The 19,040-nt window shown below is 36.2% G+C and carries 15 protein-coding genes; 11 read left to right on the top strand and 4 right to left on the bottom strand.

The window, feature by feature from the left end:
• Positions 1 to 92: 92 nt before the first annotated feature.
• The 5 genes from MY04_RS08405 to MY04_RS08385 all read left to right on the top strand — a co-directional run bounded on the left by MY04_RS08405 (position 93) and on the right by MY04_RS08385 (position 6,827).
• A complete protein-coding gene (locus MY04_RS08405; RefSeq protein ID WP_084005810.1) occupies positions 93 to 3,107 on the top strand; it encodes a SusC/RagA family TonB-linked outer membrane protein in 3,015 nt (1,004 codons plus the stop codon).
• A gap of 22 nt (positions 3,108 to 3,129) precedes the next feature.
• The gene (locus tag MY04_RS08400; RefSeq protein ID WP_066208578.1) at positions 3,130 to 4,743 is read left to right on the top strand and encodes a RagB/SusD family nutrient uptake outer membrane protein; all 1,614 of its coding nucleotides are present in this window, start codon (positions 3,130 to 3,132) and stop codon (positions 4,741 to 4,743) included.
• Positions 4,744 to 4,786: 43 nt separating this feature from the next.
• Positions 4,787 to 5,860, top strand: coding sequence for a SusF/SusE family outer membrane protein (locus tag MY04_RS08395; RefSeq protein WP_066208573.1), 1,074 nt, complete (start codon positions 4,787 to 4,789; stop codon positions 5,858 to 5,860).
• A gap of 285 nt (positions 5,861 to 6,145) precedes the next feature.
• The gene (locus MY04_RS08390) at positions 6,146 to 6,538 is read left to right on the top strand and encodes a DUF2147 domain-containing protein (protein WP_066208571.1); all 393 of its coding nucleotides are present in this window, start codon (positions 6,146 to 6,148) and stop codon (positions 6,536 to 6,538) included.
• 34 nt (positions 6,539 to 6,572) lie between these two features.
• Positions 6,573 to 6,827, top strand: a complete 255-nt coding sequence (locus MY04_RS08385) for an acyl-CoA-binding protein (RefSeq protein ID WP_066208568.1) — start codon at positions 6,573 to 6,575, stop codon at positions 6,825 to 6,827.
• A gap of 52 nt (positions 6,828 to 6,879) precedes the next feature.
• Here MY04_RS08385 and rfaE2 read toward each other — a convergent pair whose 3' ends face one another.
• From rfaE2 to hisF, 4 genes are all read right to left on the bottom strand, one after another.
• Positions 6,880 to 7,365, bottom strand: coding sequence for a D-glycero-beta-D-manno-heptose 1-phosphate adenylyltransferase (rfaE2, locus tag MY04_RS08380; RefSeq protein ID WP_066208567.1), 486 nt, complete (start codon positions 7,363 to 7,365; stop codon positions 6,880 to 6,882).
• The gene (locus tag MY04_RS08375) at positions 7,349 to 8,374 is read right to left on the bottom strand and encodes a lysylphosphatidylglycerol synthase transmembrane domain-containing protein (protein WP_066208565.1); all 1,026 of its coding nucleotides are present in this window, start codon (positions 8,372 to 8,374) and stop codon (positions 7,349 to 7,351) included. The genes rfaE2 and MY04_RS08375 overlap by 17 nt, the downstream gene beginning before the upstream one ends.
• Before the next feature lie 135 nt (positions 8,375 to 8,509).
• Positions 8,510 to 8,860, bottom strand: a complete 351-nt coding sequence (gene panD / locus MY04_RS08370; protein WP_066208563.1) for an aspartate 1-decarboxylase — start codon at positions 8,858 to 8,860, stop codon at positions 8,510 to 8,512.
• 237 nt (positions 8,861 to 9,097) lie between these two features.
• Positions 9,098 to 9,859 carry an imidazole glycerol phosphate synthase subunit HisF gene (gene hisF / locus MY04_RS08365; RefSeq protein WP_066208561.1) on the bottom strand — a complete coding sequence of 254 codons (762 nt, stop codon included), beginning with the start codon at positions 9,857 to 9,859 and terminating at the stop codon, positions 9,098 to 9,100.
• Between the two features lie 172 nt (positions 9,860 to 10,031).
• Between hisF and carB the strand changes: the two genes are divergently transcribed.
• From carB to holA, 6 genes are all read left to right on the top strand, one after another.
• Positions 10,032 to 12,848 (top strand): carbamoyl-phosphate synthase large subunit, encoded by a 2,817-nt coding sequence (gene carB / locus MY04_RS08360; RefSeq protein WP_066208557.1) that lies wholly within the window; start codon positions 10,032 to 10,034, stop codon positions 12,846 to 12,848.
• Positions 12,849 to 12,921: 73 nt separating this feature from the next.
• A complete protein-coding gene (locus MY04_RS08355; RefSeq protein WP_066208555.1) occupies positions 12,922 to 13,377 on the top strand; it encodes a deoxycytidylate deaminase in 456 nt (151 codons plus the stop codon).
• 281 nt (positions 13,378 to 13,658) lie between these two features.
• On the top strand, positions 13,659 to 14,687 hold the full coding sequence (locus tag MY04_RS08350; RefSeq protein WP_066208553.1) for a cytochrome c oxidase subunit II: 1,029 nt from the start codon (positions 13,659 to 13,661) through the stop codon (positions 14,685 to 14,687).
• Positions 14,688 to 14,721: 34 nt separating this feature from the next.
• Positions 14,722 to 16,620 (top strand): cytochrome c oxidase subunit I, encoded by a 1,899-nt coding sequence (locus MY04_RS08345; RefSeq protein ID WP_066208551.1) that lies wholly within the window; start codon positions 14,722 to 14,724, stop codon positions 16,618 to 16,620.
• A 198-nt stretch (positions 16,621 to 16,818) separates the two neighbouring features.
• Positions 16,819 to 17,874 carry a hypothetical protein gene (locus MY04_RS08340; RefSeq protein ID WP_066208549.1) on the top strand — a complete coding sequence of 352 codons (1,056 nt, stop codon included), beginning with the start codon at positions 16,819 to 16,821 and terminating at the stop codon, positions 17,872 to 17,874.
• Positions 17,875 to 17,998: 124 nt separating this feature from the next.
• A complete protein-coding gene (gene holA, locus MY04_RS08335; protein ID WP_066208548.1) occupies positions 17,999 to 19,018 on the top strand; it encodes a DNA polymerase III subunit delta in 1,020 nt (339 codons plus the stop codon).
• Positions 19,019 to 19,040 lie beyond the last annotated feature (22 nt).

Genomic DNA, 19,040 nt, shown 5'->3' with positions numbered 1-19,040 from the left:
CTAACAACTTTAATAGTATTCAATAGTTTTTTGATAGTATGAATGGTTCTAAACCATGCTGGATAAGTACACACTAATTTTATAGACCTATTATGATTAAAAATTTACTAATCACAAACAGACTCTTCGTTTGTGCACTGTTCTTTGCGTCCTTACTTTTTGTAGGGAACGGTGTTTTTGCACAATCCAAGACCGTAAAAGGTACTGTAGTCGATGAGACAGGACAACCTTTACCGGGTGTTGCAGTTATTGTTCAAGGGACTGCAAGAGGTACTACAACTGATTTTGATGGAGAATTCTCTCTTGGACTAGAAGATCAGGATAAAACATTAGAGTTTAGTTATATTGGTTATGCGAAGAAAAGCGTAGAAATTGGAACTACAATTAACTTCAATATCAATATGGAAGTCGATGCTGAACAACTTGAAGAAGTGTTAGTTATCGGTTATGGTAGTACTACAAAAAAGGATGCTACAGGTTCTGTTGAAGCTGTAACAGCAGACAACTTTAACAAAGGTGCCATTAACTCACCTCAAGGCTTATTACAAGGTAAAGTAGCCGGTGTACAGATTACAACAGGCGGTGGTGCTCCAGGTTCTGGTTCAACAATCCGTATTCGTGGTGGTTCATCTCTGTCAGCATCAAATGATCCTTTGATTGTAATTGACGGTGTGCCTGTAGATAACGATGGAGTTTCTGGTATGAGAAACCCTTTGAACGCCATTAACCCTGCAGATATCGAATCAATGACGGTTCTAAAAGATGCATCAGCAACAGCAATTTACGGTTCAAGAGCATCAAATGGTGTAATCATTATTACTACTAAAAAAGGATCACAACACGAATCTTCAATCAATGTAAACTATAACGGTTCGGTATCAATCAATACTTTGAATGATCAAATCGATGTTTTATCTGCTGACCAGTATAGAGATATCATGTCGGGTAGACCAGGTGAACATTTATTAGGTGATGCGAATACGAACTGGCAAAATGAAATCTTCAAAACATCAGTTTCTACTGACCATAACGTTGGTGTTTCTGGTAACGTGAAAGGTTGGTTGCCTTACCGTGCTTCAGTAGGTTATACTCTAGATAACGGTACTTTAGAAGGATCTTCGATGGATCGTACTACTTTAAACTTGAATTTGTCTCCTAAATTCTTAGATGATCACTTATCAGTGAATGCATCTATTAAAGGGATGTTTGTAAATAACAAGTTTGGTAATACTGGTGCAATTGGTAGTGCTGTTGCTTATGATCCAACACAATCAGTTTATGATTCAAGATACGACCAATATGGTGGATATCACACTTGGACTAATTCAGATGATCCAACATCAGGTAGATCGGTGAATGCACCTTCTAACCCAATGGCGATGATTAACCAAAACTCAAATACATCTACAGTAAATAGAAGTATTGGTAATGCACAGGTTGATTATAAAGTTCATGGATTTGAAGATTTAACTTTCAAAGTGAATGCGGGTTATGATTACTCATCATCTGTAGGTGGTATTTATGAAGGTGTTGAAACATCTTGGAATGAAAACAACGGACCTGCAGGAAGCGACAAGAAAGGTGGATATGTTTCTGATTATACTCAGGACAAGAGAAATGAATTATTAGATGTTTATGCGCAATACAATAAAGAGATTGGTAAGCATAAATTTGATGTAATGGGTGGTTATTCTTGGCAACATTTCTATGAAGAGGGTAGTACATACGAAAACAACGTTTATGGAAATATTGATAACCCAATGAGATTATGGGCGACAGAATACTACTTAATGTCATTCTTCGGTAGAGCCAACTATACTTTCAATAACAAGTATATGGCTACTGTTACGGTTCGTCAAGATGGTACATCTCGTTTCTCTCAAAACAATAGATGGGGTACTTTCCCTTCATTAGCTTTAGCTTGGAAGATTAACGAAGAACCTTGGATGCAATCAGCGAATTTTGTATCTGATTTGAAATTAAGAGCTGGTGTAGGTGTAACTGGTCAACAAGATATTGGACAAGGTAACTATCCATATATGCCAACTTATACAATTGGTGATGACAACTCTAAATATGGTTTCTATAACCCAAATACAGGACAATGGGAGTACATTAACACAACCCGTCCAGGTGGTTATGATGAAAATATCAAATGGGAAGAGACAGTAACATATAATGCTGGTGTTGACTTTGGTTTCTTTAATGATCGTTTAACAGGTTCTGCTGAGGCTTACTACAGGGTAACTAACGATCTATTAAACGTTATTCCTGTTCCAGGTGGCTCAAACTTAACAAACATGTTGTTAACGAACGTAGGTTCAATGGAGAACAAAGGTGTGGAATTATCATTGAATACTAAGATCATTCAAAGACAAGATTTCCATTGGGACTTTGGTGTAAACGTGACATGGAATGACTCTAAGATTACAAAATTAACAACAGTAGATGACCCAAGTTACGAAGGAGTAAGAGTAGGTGGTATCGCAGGGGGTACTGGTGAAACGGTTCAAATCCACAGAGTAGGTTATGCTCCATATTCTTTCCTTGTGTACGAGCAAATTTATGATGATGCAGGTAAGCCAATCGAAGGAGCTTATGTTGATAGAAACGGAGATGGTGTTATTGATGAAAAAGATAAGTACATCGCAGGTGATCCAATGGCGAACTTGTACTTCGGTTTCACCACTCGTTTAAGTTACAAAAACTGGGAGTTTAGTTTAGCAGGTCGTGCACAGTTCGGTGCTCAAGTTTACAATAACGTTGATTCGAACAACTCAGCCTACGATCAATTGTATGTGTCAGCAAACAACAATACGAATAACGTAACTACTGATATCTACAACACAGGTTTCCAAACAAGACAATTACACTCTGATTACTATGTTCAAGATGCTAACTTCCTTAGAATTGACAACATCATGATCGGTTACAACTTCAATAACTTCTTGAAAGGTAAATCTAACTTGAGAGTGTTTGGTACAGTAAATAACCCTTGTGTATTCTCAAATTACAAAGGTATCGATCCTGAGATTCAAGGTGGTATTGACAACAATATGTACCCAAGACCAACGACTTACATGATTGGTTTCAACGTGAACTTTTAATCACCAATAACTAGAAATTAAGATGAAATTTAATTCATTTAAAAAATATATTGCAGCAGTTTCAGTGGTAGCAACAACAGCTTTCACATCATGCTTGCACCAATTGGATACAACTCCAGTAGATCCAAACGTATCTACTAAAGACAATGTATATCAAACAGTAGAAGATTACAATCAAGGTTTAGCAAAGCTTTATGCTGGCTATGCAGTGACAGGGCAGCAAGGACCTGATGGTAATGGTGATTTAGGTGGTATTGATGAAGGAGCCTCTCAATATTTAAGAAGGTACTGGGAAGCCCAAGAATTACCAACTGATGAAGCTTTGAACTGTTGGGGTGACCCAGGACAACCTGATATGTCAACGATGTCTTGGTCAACTACTAACACTTTGAACGAGGCATTGTATTATAGAGTAATTTATCAAATCTCAATTGCTAATCAATTTATCAGAGATTGTGCAGGTGCTGAATTCGATTTGTCTCGTCAGATTGCGGAGGCTCGTTTCTTAAGAGCATATTCATACTGGCATGCATTAGATCTTTATGGTAATGGTGTACCAAAAGTTACTGAAGAAAACTCTGTGGGTGCGGACCTTCCATCACCTTGGGGAGCCAAGCATAATGGTGATGAATTATTTAAGTACATTACTTCAGAATTAGAGTCGATTATTAATAAAGATAACGAACAACACTTAGTAGAGACAGGTGAAAGTATGTTTGGTCAAGCCAACGTTGGTGTAGCCTATATGCTATTGACTAAAGTTTACCTTAATGCTCCAGTTTATTTAGATGCAGGTTTATTGCCAGGTGATTATTTAGATAAAGCGGAGACTTATGTAGAGCAGGTCTTAAATAGATATTCATTATCTGAAAACAAAAAGAATAACGTAAGTGCTTACCAATCTTTATTCTTAATGGATAATTACGAAGAAGGTAATGAAGTGATTTTCTCAATCAACTACTTCGGTAACCAAACACGTACTTGGGGTGGTATGACTTACCTAATCAATGCAGCGACAGGTGGTGGAATGGATAGAGATTATATGGGTGCACCTGGTTGGGGTGGTAACCGTGCTTTAGTATCTCTTGATAAATACTTCGACAATGTTTCTGACGAAAGAGATTTATTCTTCTACGGTGAAGGACATACCCCAGAAGTAACAAATTTCTACGAGTTCAGTCAAGGTGTACCAGTAATGAAATTTAGAAACGTAGATTCAAATGGCAACCCTGGCGATGCTACTTTTGCTGAAGTAAACTTCCCTGTATTTAGAGTAGCTGATGCTATGTTGATGCAAGCTGAAATTAAAGTCAGAAAATATGGAGAACACGATAAGCAAGTGTTTACTAAACTTTGGGCTAGAGCTAATCGTCAAGGTCAAACACCAGATATGACATTGAAAAACATTTTAGAAGAAAGAGCTAGAGAATTGTACTGGGAAGGTCACAGACGTCAGGACTTAAGAAGATTCAATTCATTTACTAAGAGTGAGCATGTTACAGCATGGCCATTCAAAGGAACGAACACTTCAACTCCTAACGGTATCAGTAATGTAGATTCGAGATACGAATTGTACCCGATTCCTGCATCAGAAATTGGCGCCAACCCTAATTTAAATCAAAACCCTGGTTATTAATAGGTTCGATTAAATCGAAAAAACCTATAAAAAATATATAGTTATGAAAAGATTTTTAGCCTTAACAGTTTTAGCTGCAAGTATCTTCTCTTGTTCAACAAATGATGAGCTTACTCAGATTGGAGGTAGTGATACTTGGGTAGGTCCCGAAATTACACAAGGACCAGAAGATAAACTTTATGAGTTTACGGAAGAAACTCAAGAAAATGAGTTTACTACTTTAGAATGGTCATCAGCAGATTATGGTAAATCTACAGAGTATAAATACAATGTGGTTACCTCAGTCGAAGGATATGAGAATGAGGAGGTCATTACGGTGGCAACTGCAAGTGCAACATCTTCGGTTTTATTGGAAAAAGAAATCAGTAAAACAGTAAATGAGATTACTGGTGTAACTGATCCAAGCGATGTGAAAGAAGTAAGAGTGTCACTAAGAGTGGAATCTTATATCGGAGAAGGACACGATAACAGCCCAAGATTATCGTCTTCAATGACAACTTTTGATGTGATTCCTTATATGGGTTATCAGCCAACATTATGGTTAGCAGGTAACTTTAATGGATGGAATCATAACGATGCAGATGTGATTAGTCATGATGATGAAAACCCTGGTAATTACACTAACATTATTTGGATGTCAGCGGAAGAAGAAGGAAGCATTATTGGTGGTAACTTTAAAGTTTCAACTATGAAAGGTTGGGATGCTACCAATTACGGTATGGGTGCTACAGAAGGTACTTTAGATCCTGAAGGTGGAGACATTCCTGTAGGTGAGCCTAATCAATATACTGTTACAGTTAATATCGACGAGTTAACTTACTCATTGGTTCCAATGAGCTGGGGTATCGTAGGTGACGCAACTGGTAGCTGGGATGTTGATACTGATTTAACATTAGATCCTGCAACTTCATCTTGGTCAGTTGAAACTACTTTGACTGATGGTGAAATGAAGTTTAGAGCCAATGGTAATTGGGATTATAACCTTGGAGAAGGCGATGCTGATGGACAGTTATCGGAAGGTGGAGGAAACCTTCAGGTAACAGCAGGTAATTACAAAATTACATTGATCTTAGATCCCGCTAAAGGTACTTACACTTATACCTTGAATTCGATTTAATATTGATGTAAGTATAAAATCATAAAAAACAGTTTTCCATGTTCCGATAATTTAGTAGAGTTTATAATTGGAACAATAGCTTAAGCACTTATCATTTTTTGGTAAGTGCTTTTCTTTTAACCTTAAATCAAAAATATATTTTAATCAAAATCAGGTTAGTATCAAGCAATTTGAAAACATGATTTTTGATCTTCTTTCTTTTTAAGTGAATGATTGTTTTTATAATATGGAATTATTTTGCTACTTTCAATATGAAATAGAAATGGAAATTCTAAAATCAAAATTATGTCTGATAATCAACAAAAAAATATTGAAGGTGTTTGGCTCACTGGATTAAAGGATGCCAAAGTACAAATTAGTATCGATGATACTGGTAAAGCTCAAGGTAAAATTGTTTGGATGTTGAGAGACAAAGAAGAAGATGGAGGGCCGAGAATTGATAAGCTTAATCCAGACTCTTCTAAAAGAGAAGTTTTATTAGAAAACATGACAATTCTCTCAAATTTTGAGTACAAAGGAAAAGGTACTTGGGAGGATGGTGAAGTGTATGACCCTGATTCAGGAAAAACGTATAGTGGTTCTATTCAAAGTGCTGGGCCAAACGTTTTAAAGATGAGAGGATACGTTGGAATCAAATTATTTGGAAGAACAGAATTGTGGATGCGCGATTCTATTTAATATATTATTTACACCTTAACTAATATCTATTTATATGGCTTCTGAAGCATTTAAAGACGCACAAACGAGAGTAAACAATTTACCGGAAAGACCTTCGAACGATGATTTGTTAAAGCTATATGCTTTTTTCAAACAAGCGACAGAAGGTGATGTAAACACAGAAAGGCCAGGTGGTTTTGACTTTAAAGGAAATGCCAAATGGGATGCTTGGGATAAAATCAAAGGAATGTCTGCTGATGATGCAGAATCACAATATGTTCTTTTAGTGAATCAGCTAGAAGGCAACTAATAAAAAAAGCAGTGAATCTAAATTCACTGCTTTTTTTTACTGTAATATCATTTTATAGACCATGTTGTCTAATTTTTTCAATAATCGATGAAGTAGAAAATCCTTCTACAAGCGTAATAGTTTCTACACTACCATCATTGTCCATCACTTCTTTTGCACCAACAATATTATCTATTGTATAATCAGCTCCTTTAACAAGAACATCAGGTAATAAGGTCGATATAAGATCAAGAGGAGTGTCATCACCAAATAAGATCACCATATCAATAAATTCGAAGGCTGCCAACAATCTTGCTCTCGCATATTCATTGTTAATTGGCCTTTCTTCACCCTTTAATCTTTTTACCGAATCGTCTGTATTAAGACCCAATATCATTTTTGATCCCTTAAGACGAGCTTGTTCAAGGTAATCTACATGACCTAAATGTACAATATCGAAGCATCCGTTAGTGAAGACTACTTTTTCTCCAGCTGCCTTCCATTCTTTTCTAATACGAACTGCTTCTTCTATAGAAACGATTTTATTTTTTGAGTGCATCTTCTTGATTGATATGTTCTTCTTGTGAATGTCCTTCTTTATGATTTGCGATAAGCGTACTGATTCCTCCTACAACTAAAACTAAAATGGTTTGAGAGGTGTGCATAATTAAAGCATATGATGAAGCTTCTGCTTCTGCAATACCATAAGCAATCAGAGTTTGAGTGGCGAAAAAGTGAACGGAACCTGTTCCTCCAGGAGTTGGGATAACCATTCCAAGCCCACTCATCATCATCATTACAAAACCTACACCTATTGATAAATGGGATGTATCATCTAAAACAAAGAATACAACGTAAGACATAAAAAAGTAGCTTACCCAGATTAAAGCTGTATAGGCAATGTATATGTAGAATTCTTTACGTTCGAGTTTTAAGACAGCACGCATCCCATCATAAACTCCCATAAACATGGTTTGAATCTTTCTGAATAAAGGGGTTTTCATCAAGCGTTCTCTAACTAAGTAGAGAAGAACACAAGTGACAATTAAACCAAATGCTAAGAAGCCAAGTAGAAGGAATCGTCTTTCCATTGCCTCACCCTGAGCATCAATATGAGGGGTGACCATTTCATAAAGTCTATCAAACTGACTTAGAAATGCAATGCCGAATAGAACTATAAAGACAATCATATCTACAGCTCTTTCGATCAGAACAGCACCAAAAGAAGTTTTTGCAGGAATTCCAGATAATTTTTGAAGAATACCACATCGGAAGAATTCTCCAAATCTAGGTAGTACAGTATTTCCAGCGTAGCCACTCATTGTAGCCATAAATAAATTTGATGGACTAGTTTTTAAATTAAGTGGCTTCAACATTAAACCCCATCTTAAGCCTCTAATGTAATGACTAAATAAGGCAAAGCTAGCTGATACAAAAAGCCATTGCCAATGTGAATTTAAGATAGTGTGTTTTATATCTCCTAAGTCTTGTCCTTTAAGTACATACCAAAGTAACGCACCAGCTAAAAAGAAGGAGAAGATATATTTAAGAATTTCTTTTAATTTCATTACGATAATGCCCTTTCTTAAAGTATACTGAAGAATTGAAAGGTTTTTTAAAAAATTTCTTCAATATAAAATAAATTTGCCAACTTAATCATAAAAAAATCAAGTTGGCAAAAATAAAATTTTATGTAAAAAGGATTAATCCTCTAGTTTATTATCATCATTAGGGAAGACCAATTTTGGCTTATATTCCTTTGCTTTCTTTTGCTTCATTAAGGCATAAGAAATTAAAATTAGGACATCACCCACCTGAACTTTACGAGCTGCAGCTCCATTTAAACAAATGATTCCGCTACCTCTTTCTCCTGTAATTACATAAGTTTCGAAGCGTTCGCCGTTGTTGTTATTAACGATCTGAACTTTTTCGCCTTCAATAATGTCAGCTGCTTCCATTAAATCCTCGTCCACTGTAATGCTGCCTACATAATTTAATTCGGCTTGAGTAACCTTTACTCTGTGGATTTTCGATTTTAAAACTTCAATATACATGGTTAGTGTTATTATTCTTTATGTATGATAGAGGTATTGAAAAGTAATACAAACAAATATACGAAACTTAAAAGCAGAAGTTTATTCTAAGTGCTTGATATACAATTAATAAACCTAAATTCATCAAAAGTTTGTTCTTTTTGTGGATGCAATAATAAAACAAAATTGTTAAATGAACAATCAAGATCTCATTTGATATTAACAAATTTCGTGAATGAATGTTCATCGCCCTGTAAATTAATGAGTAATTCTTACCTCGACATCATTTTCTCTTAAATGTTGCTTTAGGTCAGGAATACTGATCTCCTTAAAGTGAAAAATACTAGCAGCCAATGCAGCATCAGCAGCATTCTGAGAGAACAAATCAATAAAATGCTCTTCTAAGCCCGCACCACCTGATGCAATCACAGGGATATTTAAGCTTGTCGATATTTCCTTTGTTAATTCTATGGCAAAACCTGCTTTGGTTCCATCGTGATCCATAGAAGTTAAAAGAATTTCACCTGCACCTCTTTCTTGGCACTCATGTACCCAAGGAATAGTTCTTAATTCAGTAGGAGTTCTACCACCTCTAACGTGTACAATATGTTCTCCGTCGACATAACGAGTATCTACTGCAACAACAATACATTGAGCACCAAATTCATTACTTAATTCATTAATTAATTCAGGTCTCTTTACAGCAGAAGAGTTGATGGAAACTTTGTCAGCACCGGCATTTAACAAAGCAGAAACGTCTTCTACAGTAGAAATACCGCCACCCACAGTAAAAGGTATATTTACTTGAGCAGCTACTTTCTGAACTAACTCAATTAATGTTTTTCTTTTTTCGACTGTAGCAGTAATATCAAGAAAGACTAACTCGTCTGCTCCTTGATCAGAATAGATCTGTGCTAGCTCTACAGGGTCCCCTGCATCTCTTAATTCTACAAAGTTGACACCCTTTACAGTTTTACCGTCTTTGATGTCCAAACAAGGAATTATTCGTTTTGTTAGCATAAAGGTAGATTTTGGAAAAAATACAAATATAGACGAAGTTTTTTATAAACTATAGATATTTTTACTTTAATTACTATTTGATGATTTTATCCATTTTTTATGATGTTTTTTCTATAAATAAGGTTAGTTTTGCATCCCGAGTGTTAAGACATGTTTTTTAAAGAATAGCAAAATGCCTAAGAAGAATCACATTAAATCGGTACTTATCATCGGGAGTGGACCAATCGTAATTGGACAAGCCTGTGAGTTTGATTACTCAGGAACTCAAGCATCTCGTTCCCTACGAGAAGAAGGTATCGAAGTAACCTTGATTAATTCGAATCCAGCGACGATTATGACGGACCCTGTAACAGCGGACAACGTCTATCTTCGCCCTCTAGAGAAAAAATCCATCATTGAAATTCTTGAAAAGCATGATATCGATGCTGTACTACCAACAATGGGTGGTCAGACAGCACTTAATTTAGCGATTGATTGTCAAGAAGCAGGTATTTGGGAAGACTACGGTGTAGAGATCATCGGTGTAGATATCGATGCCATCCAAACTACAGAAGACCGTGAGTTGTTCCGCCAGAAAATGCTTGAGCTTGGCGTAAGTGTGTGTAAAGGACGTACTGCAAAATCTTTCCTTCAAGGTAAAGAGATTGCTCAAGAAATTGGATTCCCACTAGTTATCCGTCCATCATTTACCCTTGGTGGTTCAGGTGGTGGTTTTGTAAATTCACCAGACGAATTCGAGAAAGCATTAAAGAGAGGTTTGGAGATGTCTCCAGTACACGAAGTGCTTATCGAACAATCTATTTTAGGTTGGAAAGAATACGAATTGGAATTGTTGAGAGACGACTTAGGTAATGTAATCATTATCTGTTCGATCGAAAACTTTGACCCAATGGGTGTTCATACTGGTGACTCGATCACAGTGGCTCCAGCACAAACGCTTCCAGATACAGTTTATCAAAGAATGAGAGATCTTGCGATCAAGATGATGAACGGTATCGGTATGTTTGCAGGTGGATGTAACGTACAGTTCTCAGTTTCTCCTAACGATGATGAAATTATTGGTATCGAGATTAACCCTCGTGTATCTCGTTCATCAGCTTTAGCGTCGAAAGCAACAGGTTACCCAATCGCTAAGATTGCAGCTAAGTTGGCTATCGGTTATAACTTAGACGAATTGAAAAACCCAATTACTGGTACAACTTCAGCGTTCTTCGAGCCTGCATTGGACTACGTAATTGTTAAGATCCCTCGTTGGAACTTTGATAAATTTAAAGGTGCTAACCGTGAACTAGGTCTTCAAATGAAGGCAGTAGGTGAGGTTATGGGTATCGGACGTACTTTCCAAGAAGCGATCCAAAAAGCGTGTCAGTCTTTAGAGATCAAACGTAATGGTATTGGTTCTGACGGTAAAGAGGTAACGAACCAAGAAGAAATCCTTCATGGATTGGAGCACCCATCATGGGATAGATTGTTCAGAATTTGGGATGCCATGAAATTGGGTATCGCCATGAGAACAGTACGTAAGATTACTAAAATTGATAAGTGGTTCTTACGTCAGATCTTAGATCTAGTGTTGGTTGAGAAGAGAATTCAAGAAACAACATTAGAAGAGATCAGCAAAGATTTACTTCTTGAAGCGAAGCAAAAAGGATTTGGCGACCGTCAGATTGCCCACTTATTGGGATGTTTAGAATCAGAAGTATTCGATAAGCGTTACAAAGAATTTGATATCAAACGTCAGTGGAAACTTGTAGATACTTGTGCAGCTGAGTTTGAAGCAAAAACTCCATATTTCTACTCTACGTTTGATGGTGAAAATGAATCACCAACTTCGAAGAAAAAGAAAGTTGTAGTATTAGGTGCAGGTCCTAACCGTATTGGTCAAGGTATCGAGTTTGATTACTGCTGTGTTCACGGTGTATTAGCTTCTAAAGAAGCAGGTTATGAGACTATCATGATCAACTGTAACCCAGAAACAGTATCAACTGACCCTGATATTGCAGATAAATTATACTTCGAGCCTGTATTCTGGGAACATATCTACGAAATTATCCTTCATGAAAAACCAGAAGGTGTAATCGTTCAATTGGGTGGTCAAACTGCCTTGAAGATTGCTGAGAAATTAACTAGATATGGTATCAAGATCTTAGGAACTTCTTATGAAGCACTTGATTTGGCTGAAGATAGAGGTAGCTTCTCAACATTGTTGAAAGAAAATAACATTCCTTACCCTAAATTCGACGTAATCGAAACTGCTGATGAAGCATTGGAGAAAGCGGAAGACTTAGGATTCCCTCTTCTAGTAAGACCTTCTTATGTACTAGGTGGTCAGAAAATGAAGATTGTAATCAACGAGGAAGAGTTAGAGCAACATGTTGTGGAAACACTTCGTGATATTCCTGGTAACAAAGTTCTTCTTGATCACTACTTAGATGGTGCAATTGAAGCTGAAGCAGATGCGATCTGTGACGGTGAGAATGTATATATCGTAGGTATCATGCAGCACATCGAGCCAGCAGGTATTCACTCAGGTGACTCTTACGCAGTTCTACCTCCATATAACTTAGGTGATTTAGTGATTGAGCAAATCAAAGATTACACTAAGCGTATTGCAGTAGCATTGAAAACGAAAGGTTTACTGAATATTCAGTTTGCAATTAAAGATGATAAAGTGTACATCATTGAGGCGAACCCTCGTGCATCTCGTACAGTTCCATTCATCTGTAAAGCATACCAAGAGCCTTACGTGAATTATGCCACTAAAGTAATGTTGGGTGACAAGAAAGTGACTGATTTTGATTTCAAACCAGTGAAAGAAGGTTATGCGATCAAGATTCCAGTATTCTCTTTCGAGAAATTCCCTAACGTTGACAAGCAATTAGGACCTGAAATGAAATCTACAGGTGAAGCAATTTACTTTATCGATTCATTAAAAGATGAGTTCTTCCTAGATATTTACTCTAGAAGAAACCTTTACTTGAGTAGATAATTTCAGACAATGAAATAAATGAAAAGCTCACAGCTTCGGTTGTGGGCTTTTTTCACATCTAATTTTTTAAACTATGACAAGAGCCGAAGAATTTGATATCGCTTTTATGCGATGTGCCGAATCCATTGGTGAGTTAAGCCGATGCGTTCGTTTAAAAGTAGGAGCAATTATCGTTAAAGACGGTAATATTATTTCAATGGGGTATAATGGAACTCCGAAAGGATTTGAAAATGCCTGTGAGTTTGAATTAGAGACCATTGATGAAACTACAGGAGAGAAAAATGTAGTACTTAAAACCAAAGAAGAAGTATTGCATGCTGAGGCGAATGCTATTACCAAAGCAGCGAAGTCTACATATTCCACAGAAGGAGCATCTATTTATTGTACTGATAGTTGTTGTTTTGGATGTGCGAAGTTGATAGTGCAAGCAGGAATCAAGAAGTTCTATTATAAACGAGAATATAGAGACACATCCGGTTTAGATTTGCTAAGAAAGGCAGGGATTGAGGTCGTACGTGTAGAATATTAATAGGTTTCAATATCCGATTGAAAATCCATAAAATCATATTTTGATAATGAAGATCACTTAGTAATAAGTGGTCTTTTTTGATTTTAAAACCTTGAAATTCAAATCACTTATAAAAAATATCATTTAAAGTCATTAAAAAAGTATGATAAATATCATCAATAACAAATTTCTTTAATATATTTGAGGGAATTTTATGGAACTAAACTTCACATAAAAACAATTTTGGTGATCAAAATGTCACTATGTAAAGTATATCACGAACTACACACTATTTAGAAAGTATGACAACGGCTCTATTATTTGCCACAGGAGCGATACTTATCATAGCTGTTTTAGCTTTGGTTTATCGAATTATCACTTTAGTAGGGATAGCTAAAGAAGATAAGAAGAAAGTATCATCAAGTAACAAAATTAATGCTGCATTATTTCCAGTGTTACTCGTATTAGGATTTATAGGTATCTATTGGTCTTACAACGACGCGGCACAATACTTTTTGCCAGAAGCAGCATCGATTCACGGTAAGGAAACTGATTTCTTATTCAACACTACATTAGGAGTTGTATTCTTGGCTTTTGCCTTAACTCACGTATTGTTGTTTACATTCCCATTCTTTTATCAACATTCTGAAAAAAGAACGGCTGACTTCTACCCTGATAACGATAAGTTAGAGATTGCATGGACAATTGTACCTGCAGTTGTAATGGCAACTTTAGTATTCTTCGGTTGGAGAGCATGGTCTGATATTACAGCACCTGCACAAGATGACGCAGTGCAAATCGAATTGATGGGTAAGCAATTCGCATGGGAAATTCGTTACCCTGGTAAAGACTTGAAACTTGGTAAATATGATGTGGCCAACATTGACAACACAAACTCAATGGGAGTGGACTTTGACGATGTGAACGCTACAGATGATTTTATGGCTCGTGAACTTTATTTCCCTGTAAATAAAGAGGTAGAGTTAAAGATTAGAGCAATTGATGTAATTCACTCAGTATTCCTTCCTCACTTTAGAGTGAAAATGGATGCTGTACCTGGTATGCCTACAAGATTTAAATTTACTCCTACAATTACTACTGAGGAGATGCGTCAGAAAACTGGAAACCCTAAGTTTAACTATGAGTTAGCTTGTACAGAGGTTTGTGGTTCTGGTCACTTTGGTATGAGAAAGATTGTAAAAGTAGTGACTCAAGAGGAGTACGATGCTTGGTTACAAAAACAAAAATCGTGGTTAGAGAAAAACCCTGACTACATGGCTGTTTGGGAAGCTAAAAAAGCCGAAAAGAACTCAGTAGCTCAAGCAAACTAATTCAGAAACGAAAAATTTTTAAAGTTATATAACTATGGCAAGCGTAGTATTAGACGTAGAAAATAATGCAGTAGGTCATGACGATCACCACGATGATCATCATCATGGCAACTTTTGGACGAATTACGTATTTTCTTACGATCACAAAGTAATCGCCAAACAATATTTAATTTCAGGTATCCTATGGGCAATCATCGGTGGTGGTTTGTCTCTATTATTCCGTATTCAATTAGGTTTCCCAGAAGCTGACTTAGAGTGGTTAAGACCATTACTAGGTGATTGGATTACAGAAGGTGGTAAAATGGATACTACATTCTACTTAGCAGCAGTAACGATGCACGGAACCATCATGGTATTCTTTGTATTAACAGCAGGCTTAAGTGGTACTTTCTCTAACTTCCTTATTCCATTACAGATTGGTGCAAGAGATATGGCTTCAGGTTTTATGAACATGTTGTCGTACTGGTTATTTGCATTAGCTTCTGTAATCATGTTGGCTTCGTTGTTCATCTCTACAGGTCCTGCATCAGGTGGTTGGGTAATCTATCCTCCATTATCAGCATTACCACAAGCGGTATCTGGTTCTGGTTTAGGTATGACTTTATGGTTAGTATCAATGGTTTTCTTCATTGCTTCTTCACTATTAGGTTCTATCAACTATATCTCTACAGTAATCAATTTAAGAACTGTAGGTATGTCATTCGGTAAATTGCCTTTGACAATCTGGGCATTCTTTATCACAGCCATCATTGGTGTGTTATCATTCCCAGTTCTTTTTGCAGCAGCTTTATTATTAGTGTTTGACCGTTCTTTCGGAACTTCATTCTACTTATCTGATATCTTTATTCAAGGTGAGTTATTATCAAATTCAGGTGGTAGCCCAATCTTGTTCCAACACTTATTCTGGTTCTTAGGTCACCCTGAGGTATACATCGTATTACTTCCAGCTTTAGGTCTAACATCAGAAGTTATCTCTACGAACTCAAGAAAGCCAATCTTCGGTTACAAAGCCATGATCGGTTCTATGTTGGGTATTGCCTTCCTATCATTTATTGTATGGGCACACCACATGTTCGTATCAGGTATGAACCCATTCCTGGGTACAGTATTCATGTTACTAACATTGATTATTGCTGTGCCATCAGCTGTAAAAGCCTTTAACTACATCACAACATTATTCAAGGGTAATATCGTATTTACTCCTGCAATGTTATTCTCAATTGGTCTAGTATCATTGTTTATCTCAGGTGGTGTTACTGGTATTATATTAGGTAACTCTGCATTGGATATCCAATTACACGATACTTACTTCGTAGTAGCCCACTTCCACTTGGTAATGGGTTCTGCATCATTCTTTGGTATGATGGCAGGTGTGTACCATTGGTATCCTAAAATGTTCGGTAGAATGATGAACTCAGCTTTAGGTTACGTTCACTTCTGGTTGACATTCCTAGGTGCTTACTTAGTATTCTTCCCAATGCACTACATTGGTATTGCAGGTTTCCCAAGAAGATACTACTCATTCACAAACTTTGACGCATTCTCTACATTCACAGACTTAAATACATTTATCTCAATTGCTGCAATGGTAACAGTTGCTGGTCAGTTCATCTTTGTATTTAACTTTTTCTGGAGTATGTTCAAAGGACGTCATGCATCTGAGAACCCTTGGAACTCTACTACATTAGAGTGGACAACTCCAAGAAAGCCAGGTCACGGTAACTGGCCGGGTGCATTGCCAATTGTTTATCGTTGGCCATACGATTTATCTAAGCCTGGTGCAGACAAGGATGGTTTTGGAGACTTTATCCCGCAAAATGTTCCATTATCAGAAACTCCAGAGTCGAACACTGAGGAAGAAAAGGATTTAGTTCAATTGGAAGAAGGTTTCAAAAAATTGAGCGATCACAGAGAGAAGAATCCATTTATCTAATAGTGATATAAAAATATACTTTATCAGAAGTATCCAGTTTAAGTCCCAAACTTGAACGTTTAAGAGCACCTTTATCCGGGTGCTCTTTTTTTATTTTCATGAAAATATCAGAAGAAGGAAAATAAGTAAACAACATTTTTTATATTTATATAGATAAATCACTTTTCGAGAATTCATTTGCAAAGCAAATACGTTTATATGACCTCAAAAATATATAGATTACTCACCTTATTTATTGGGACTTTATGTTGTTTTTCTTGTCAGACAAATACAGTTCCTCCATCTTATTCTGATGCTGAGTTATATTATCCAATTCAAGAAGGATGGTACATTTCTTATCAAATCGATAGTGTAGATTTAAACTATGGTACAGCTGATAATTCTGATGGTATTATTAAACAAAGTACGATTCAACTAATGGAAAGAATTGATAAGCCTTTTGATGATGGTTTAGGTCATACGAATTATCGACTAGAAAGATATAAGAGACCTGATGCGAACACTGAATGGGCATTAGATTCTATTTGGTCAGTAACTTACAGGGATAATCAAGTGATAAGATACGAGAATGGCGTGCCTTACATTAAATTGGTAAATCCTTTGTATGATCGATTAAAATGGAATCAGAATGCTTTTAATAACCAAGGAAGTGAAACACCTAGTGGTGTTGATATTCGATATGAGGTAGAGTCTGTGGGACGTTTTTATAGATTTGATGATAAACAATTCGATAGGGTGGCCACTATTAAAGAAATTAATATCAGTGATGATTCTCAAGAAAATTTTGAATTAAGAACAGCATATTATGCACAAAATATAGGTTTGGTTCATTTGGATTATTCAAAACTGAATAGGAGCTATTATGTATTCCGTTCAGACGAGTCAGAATTGGTGGGTAACCCTTATTGTAGTCATGTATCCGATTCACTTGTTCGATTAGGTGATGGAACCTTAATAGATAATCCTTTTTATGGAAACCCTACTTGTGAATATAATCCCATCTTTGTGGATAATTTAGAGGGGGAAACACCCGAAGAAAAACAACAGGCTATTGATAATTGGATTGATAGATTTGAAAGACAAGTGGACAATCCTCCAATAGTGAATTCCTATACAGAAGGAAGTAGTAATGGAGTTCAAATTTATGTTGTGAGTGTATTTAACCCAGATTTTCCATCAGGATATAATGTCGTGGGAAGTACCATCAACCAAAAAGTTTTGGAATACGGGATCAATGTGAGACCCGGAAATTAATTTTTTACACTACATTTTTTCTTCATACATATTTGTTATTGATAAAGAACTAGGAATTCTTTTTTTTCAAAGCAGATAGGTATAAATTGCACTCCTTAATTTAGACGAACATTTACAAACTTTTATGGCCTTTACAAGCGAATCGATACTTAAGAAAATGAAGGAAGGAAATTTTTCTCCTTTGTATGTATTACAAGGAGATGAACCCTTTTTTATCGATCAAATAGCTAATTACGTTGAAGAAAATGCTTTAACGGAAGCCGAAAAAAGTTTTAATCAAACCATTCTTTACGGAAAGGATACTACACTTGTACAAGTATTAGAAAGTGCTAGAAGATTTCCTATGATGGCCATGCGTCAGGTGATTATTGTCAAAGAAGCTCAAGACTTGCCTGATTTTAATCGAAAGCCAAGTCAGGAAATGTTTGCACAATATGCTTCTAATCCTGTACCTTCTACTGTATTAGTCATCTGTTTAAAGAACAAGAAACTGGATGGGAGAGGTGCAGCTAAAAAAGCAGTGGATAAAAATGCCGTCTTATTAGATACGAAAAAACTATACGATAATAAAGTCCCTGGATGGGTAAAAGAATATTGTAAAAGCAAAAACTTCAAAATAAAAGATCGAGCAGTTAATATGATTGCGGAATACATTGGAAATGATCTGAGTAGAATATCCAATGAGATGGAAAAGTTGATGCTAAATTATGATGAGCAAACTGAAATTACTGAAGGTTTAATCTCAAAACATATTGGTATAAGTAGAGATTATAACGTATTTGAATTACAAAATGCCTTAGGTAAAAGAGATGTGCTTAAAGCCAATAGAATTGTGATGTACTTTAACAACAATCCAAAAAGCAATCCTTTTGTGGTCGTTGTAGGCACTTTATTCTCTTATTTCTCTAAGTTGTTGGTGATGCACGAAAACTTCAATCAAAATGAACAGGCATTAGCCAAAATGATCGGAGTAAACCCTTACTTTATCAAAGATTATAAAGAAGCAGCTACCAACTACCCAAAAAATAAGGTGATACAAGTCATTGAAACGCTACAAGATGCCGATTTAAAAGCAAAAGGAATCCGAGCGTCACTTTCTGATGACGAAAATCTTAAAGAATTGGTGTTTAAAATCCTCCATTAGAACGTTTGTACTCTGTTATCTT

The organism is Flammeovirga sp. MY04 (genome assembly GCF_001682195.2).
GTDB lineage: Bacteria > Bacteroidota > Bacteroidia > Cytophagales > Flammeovirgaceae > Flammeovirga > Flammeovirga yaeyamensis.
This window is presented reverse-complemented; position numbering and strand designations above follow the sequence as displayed.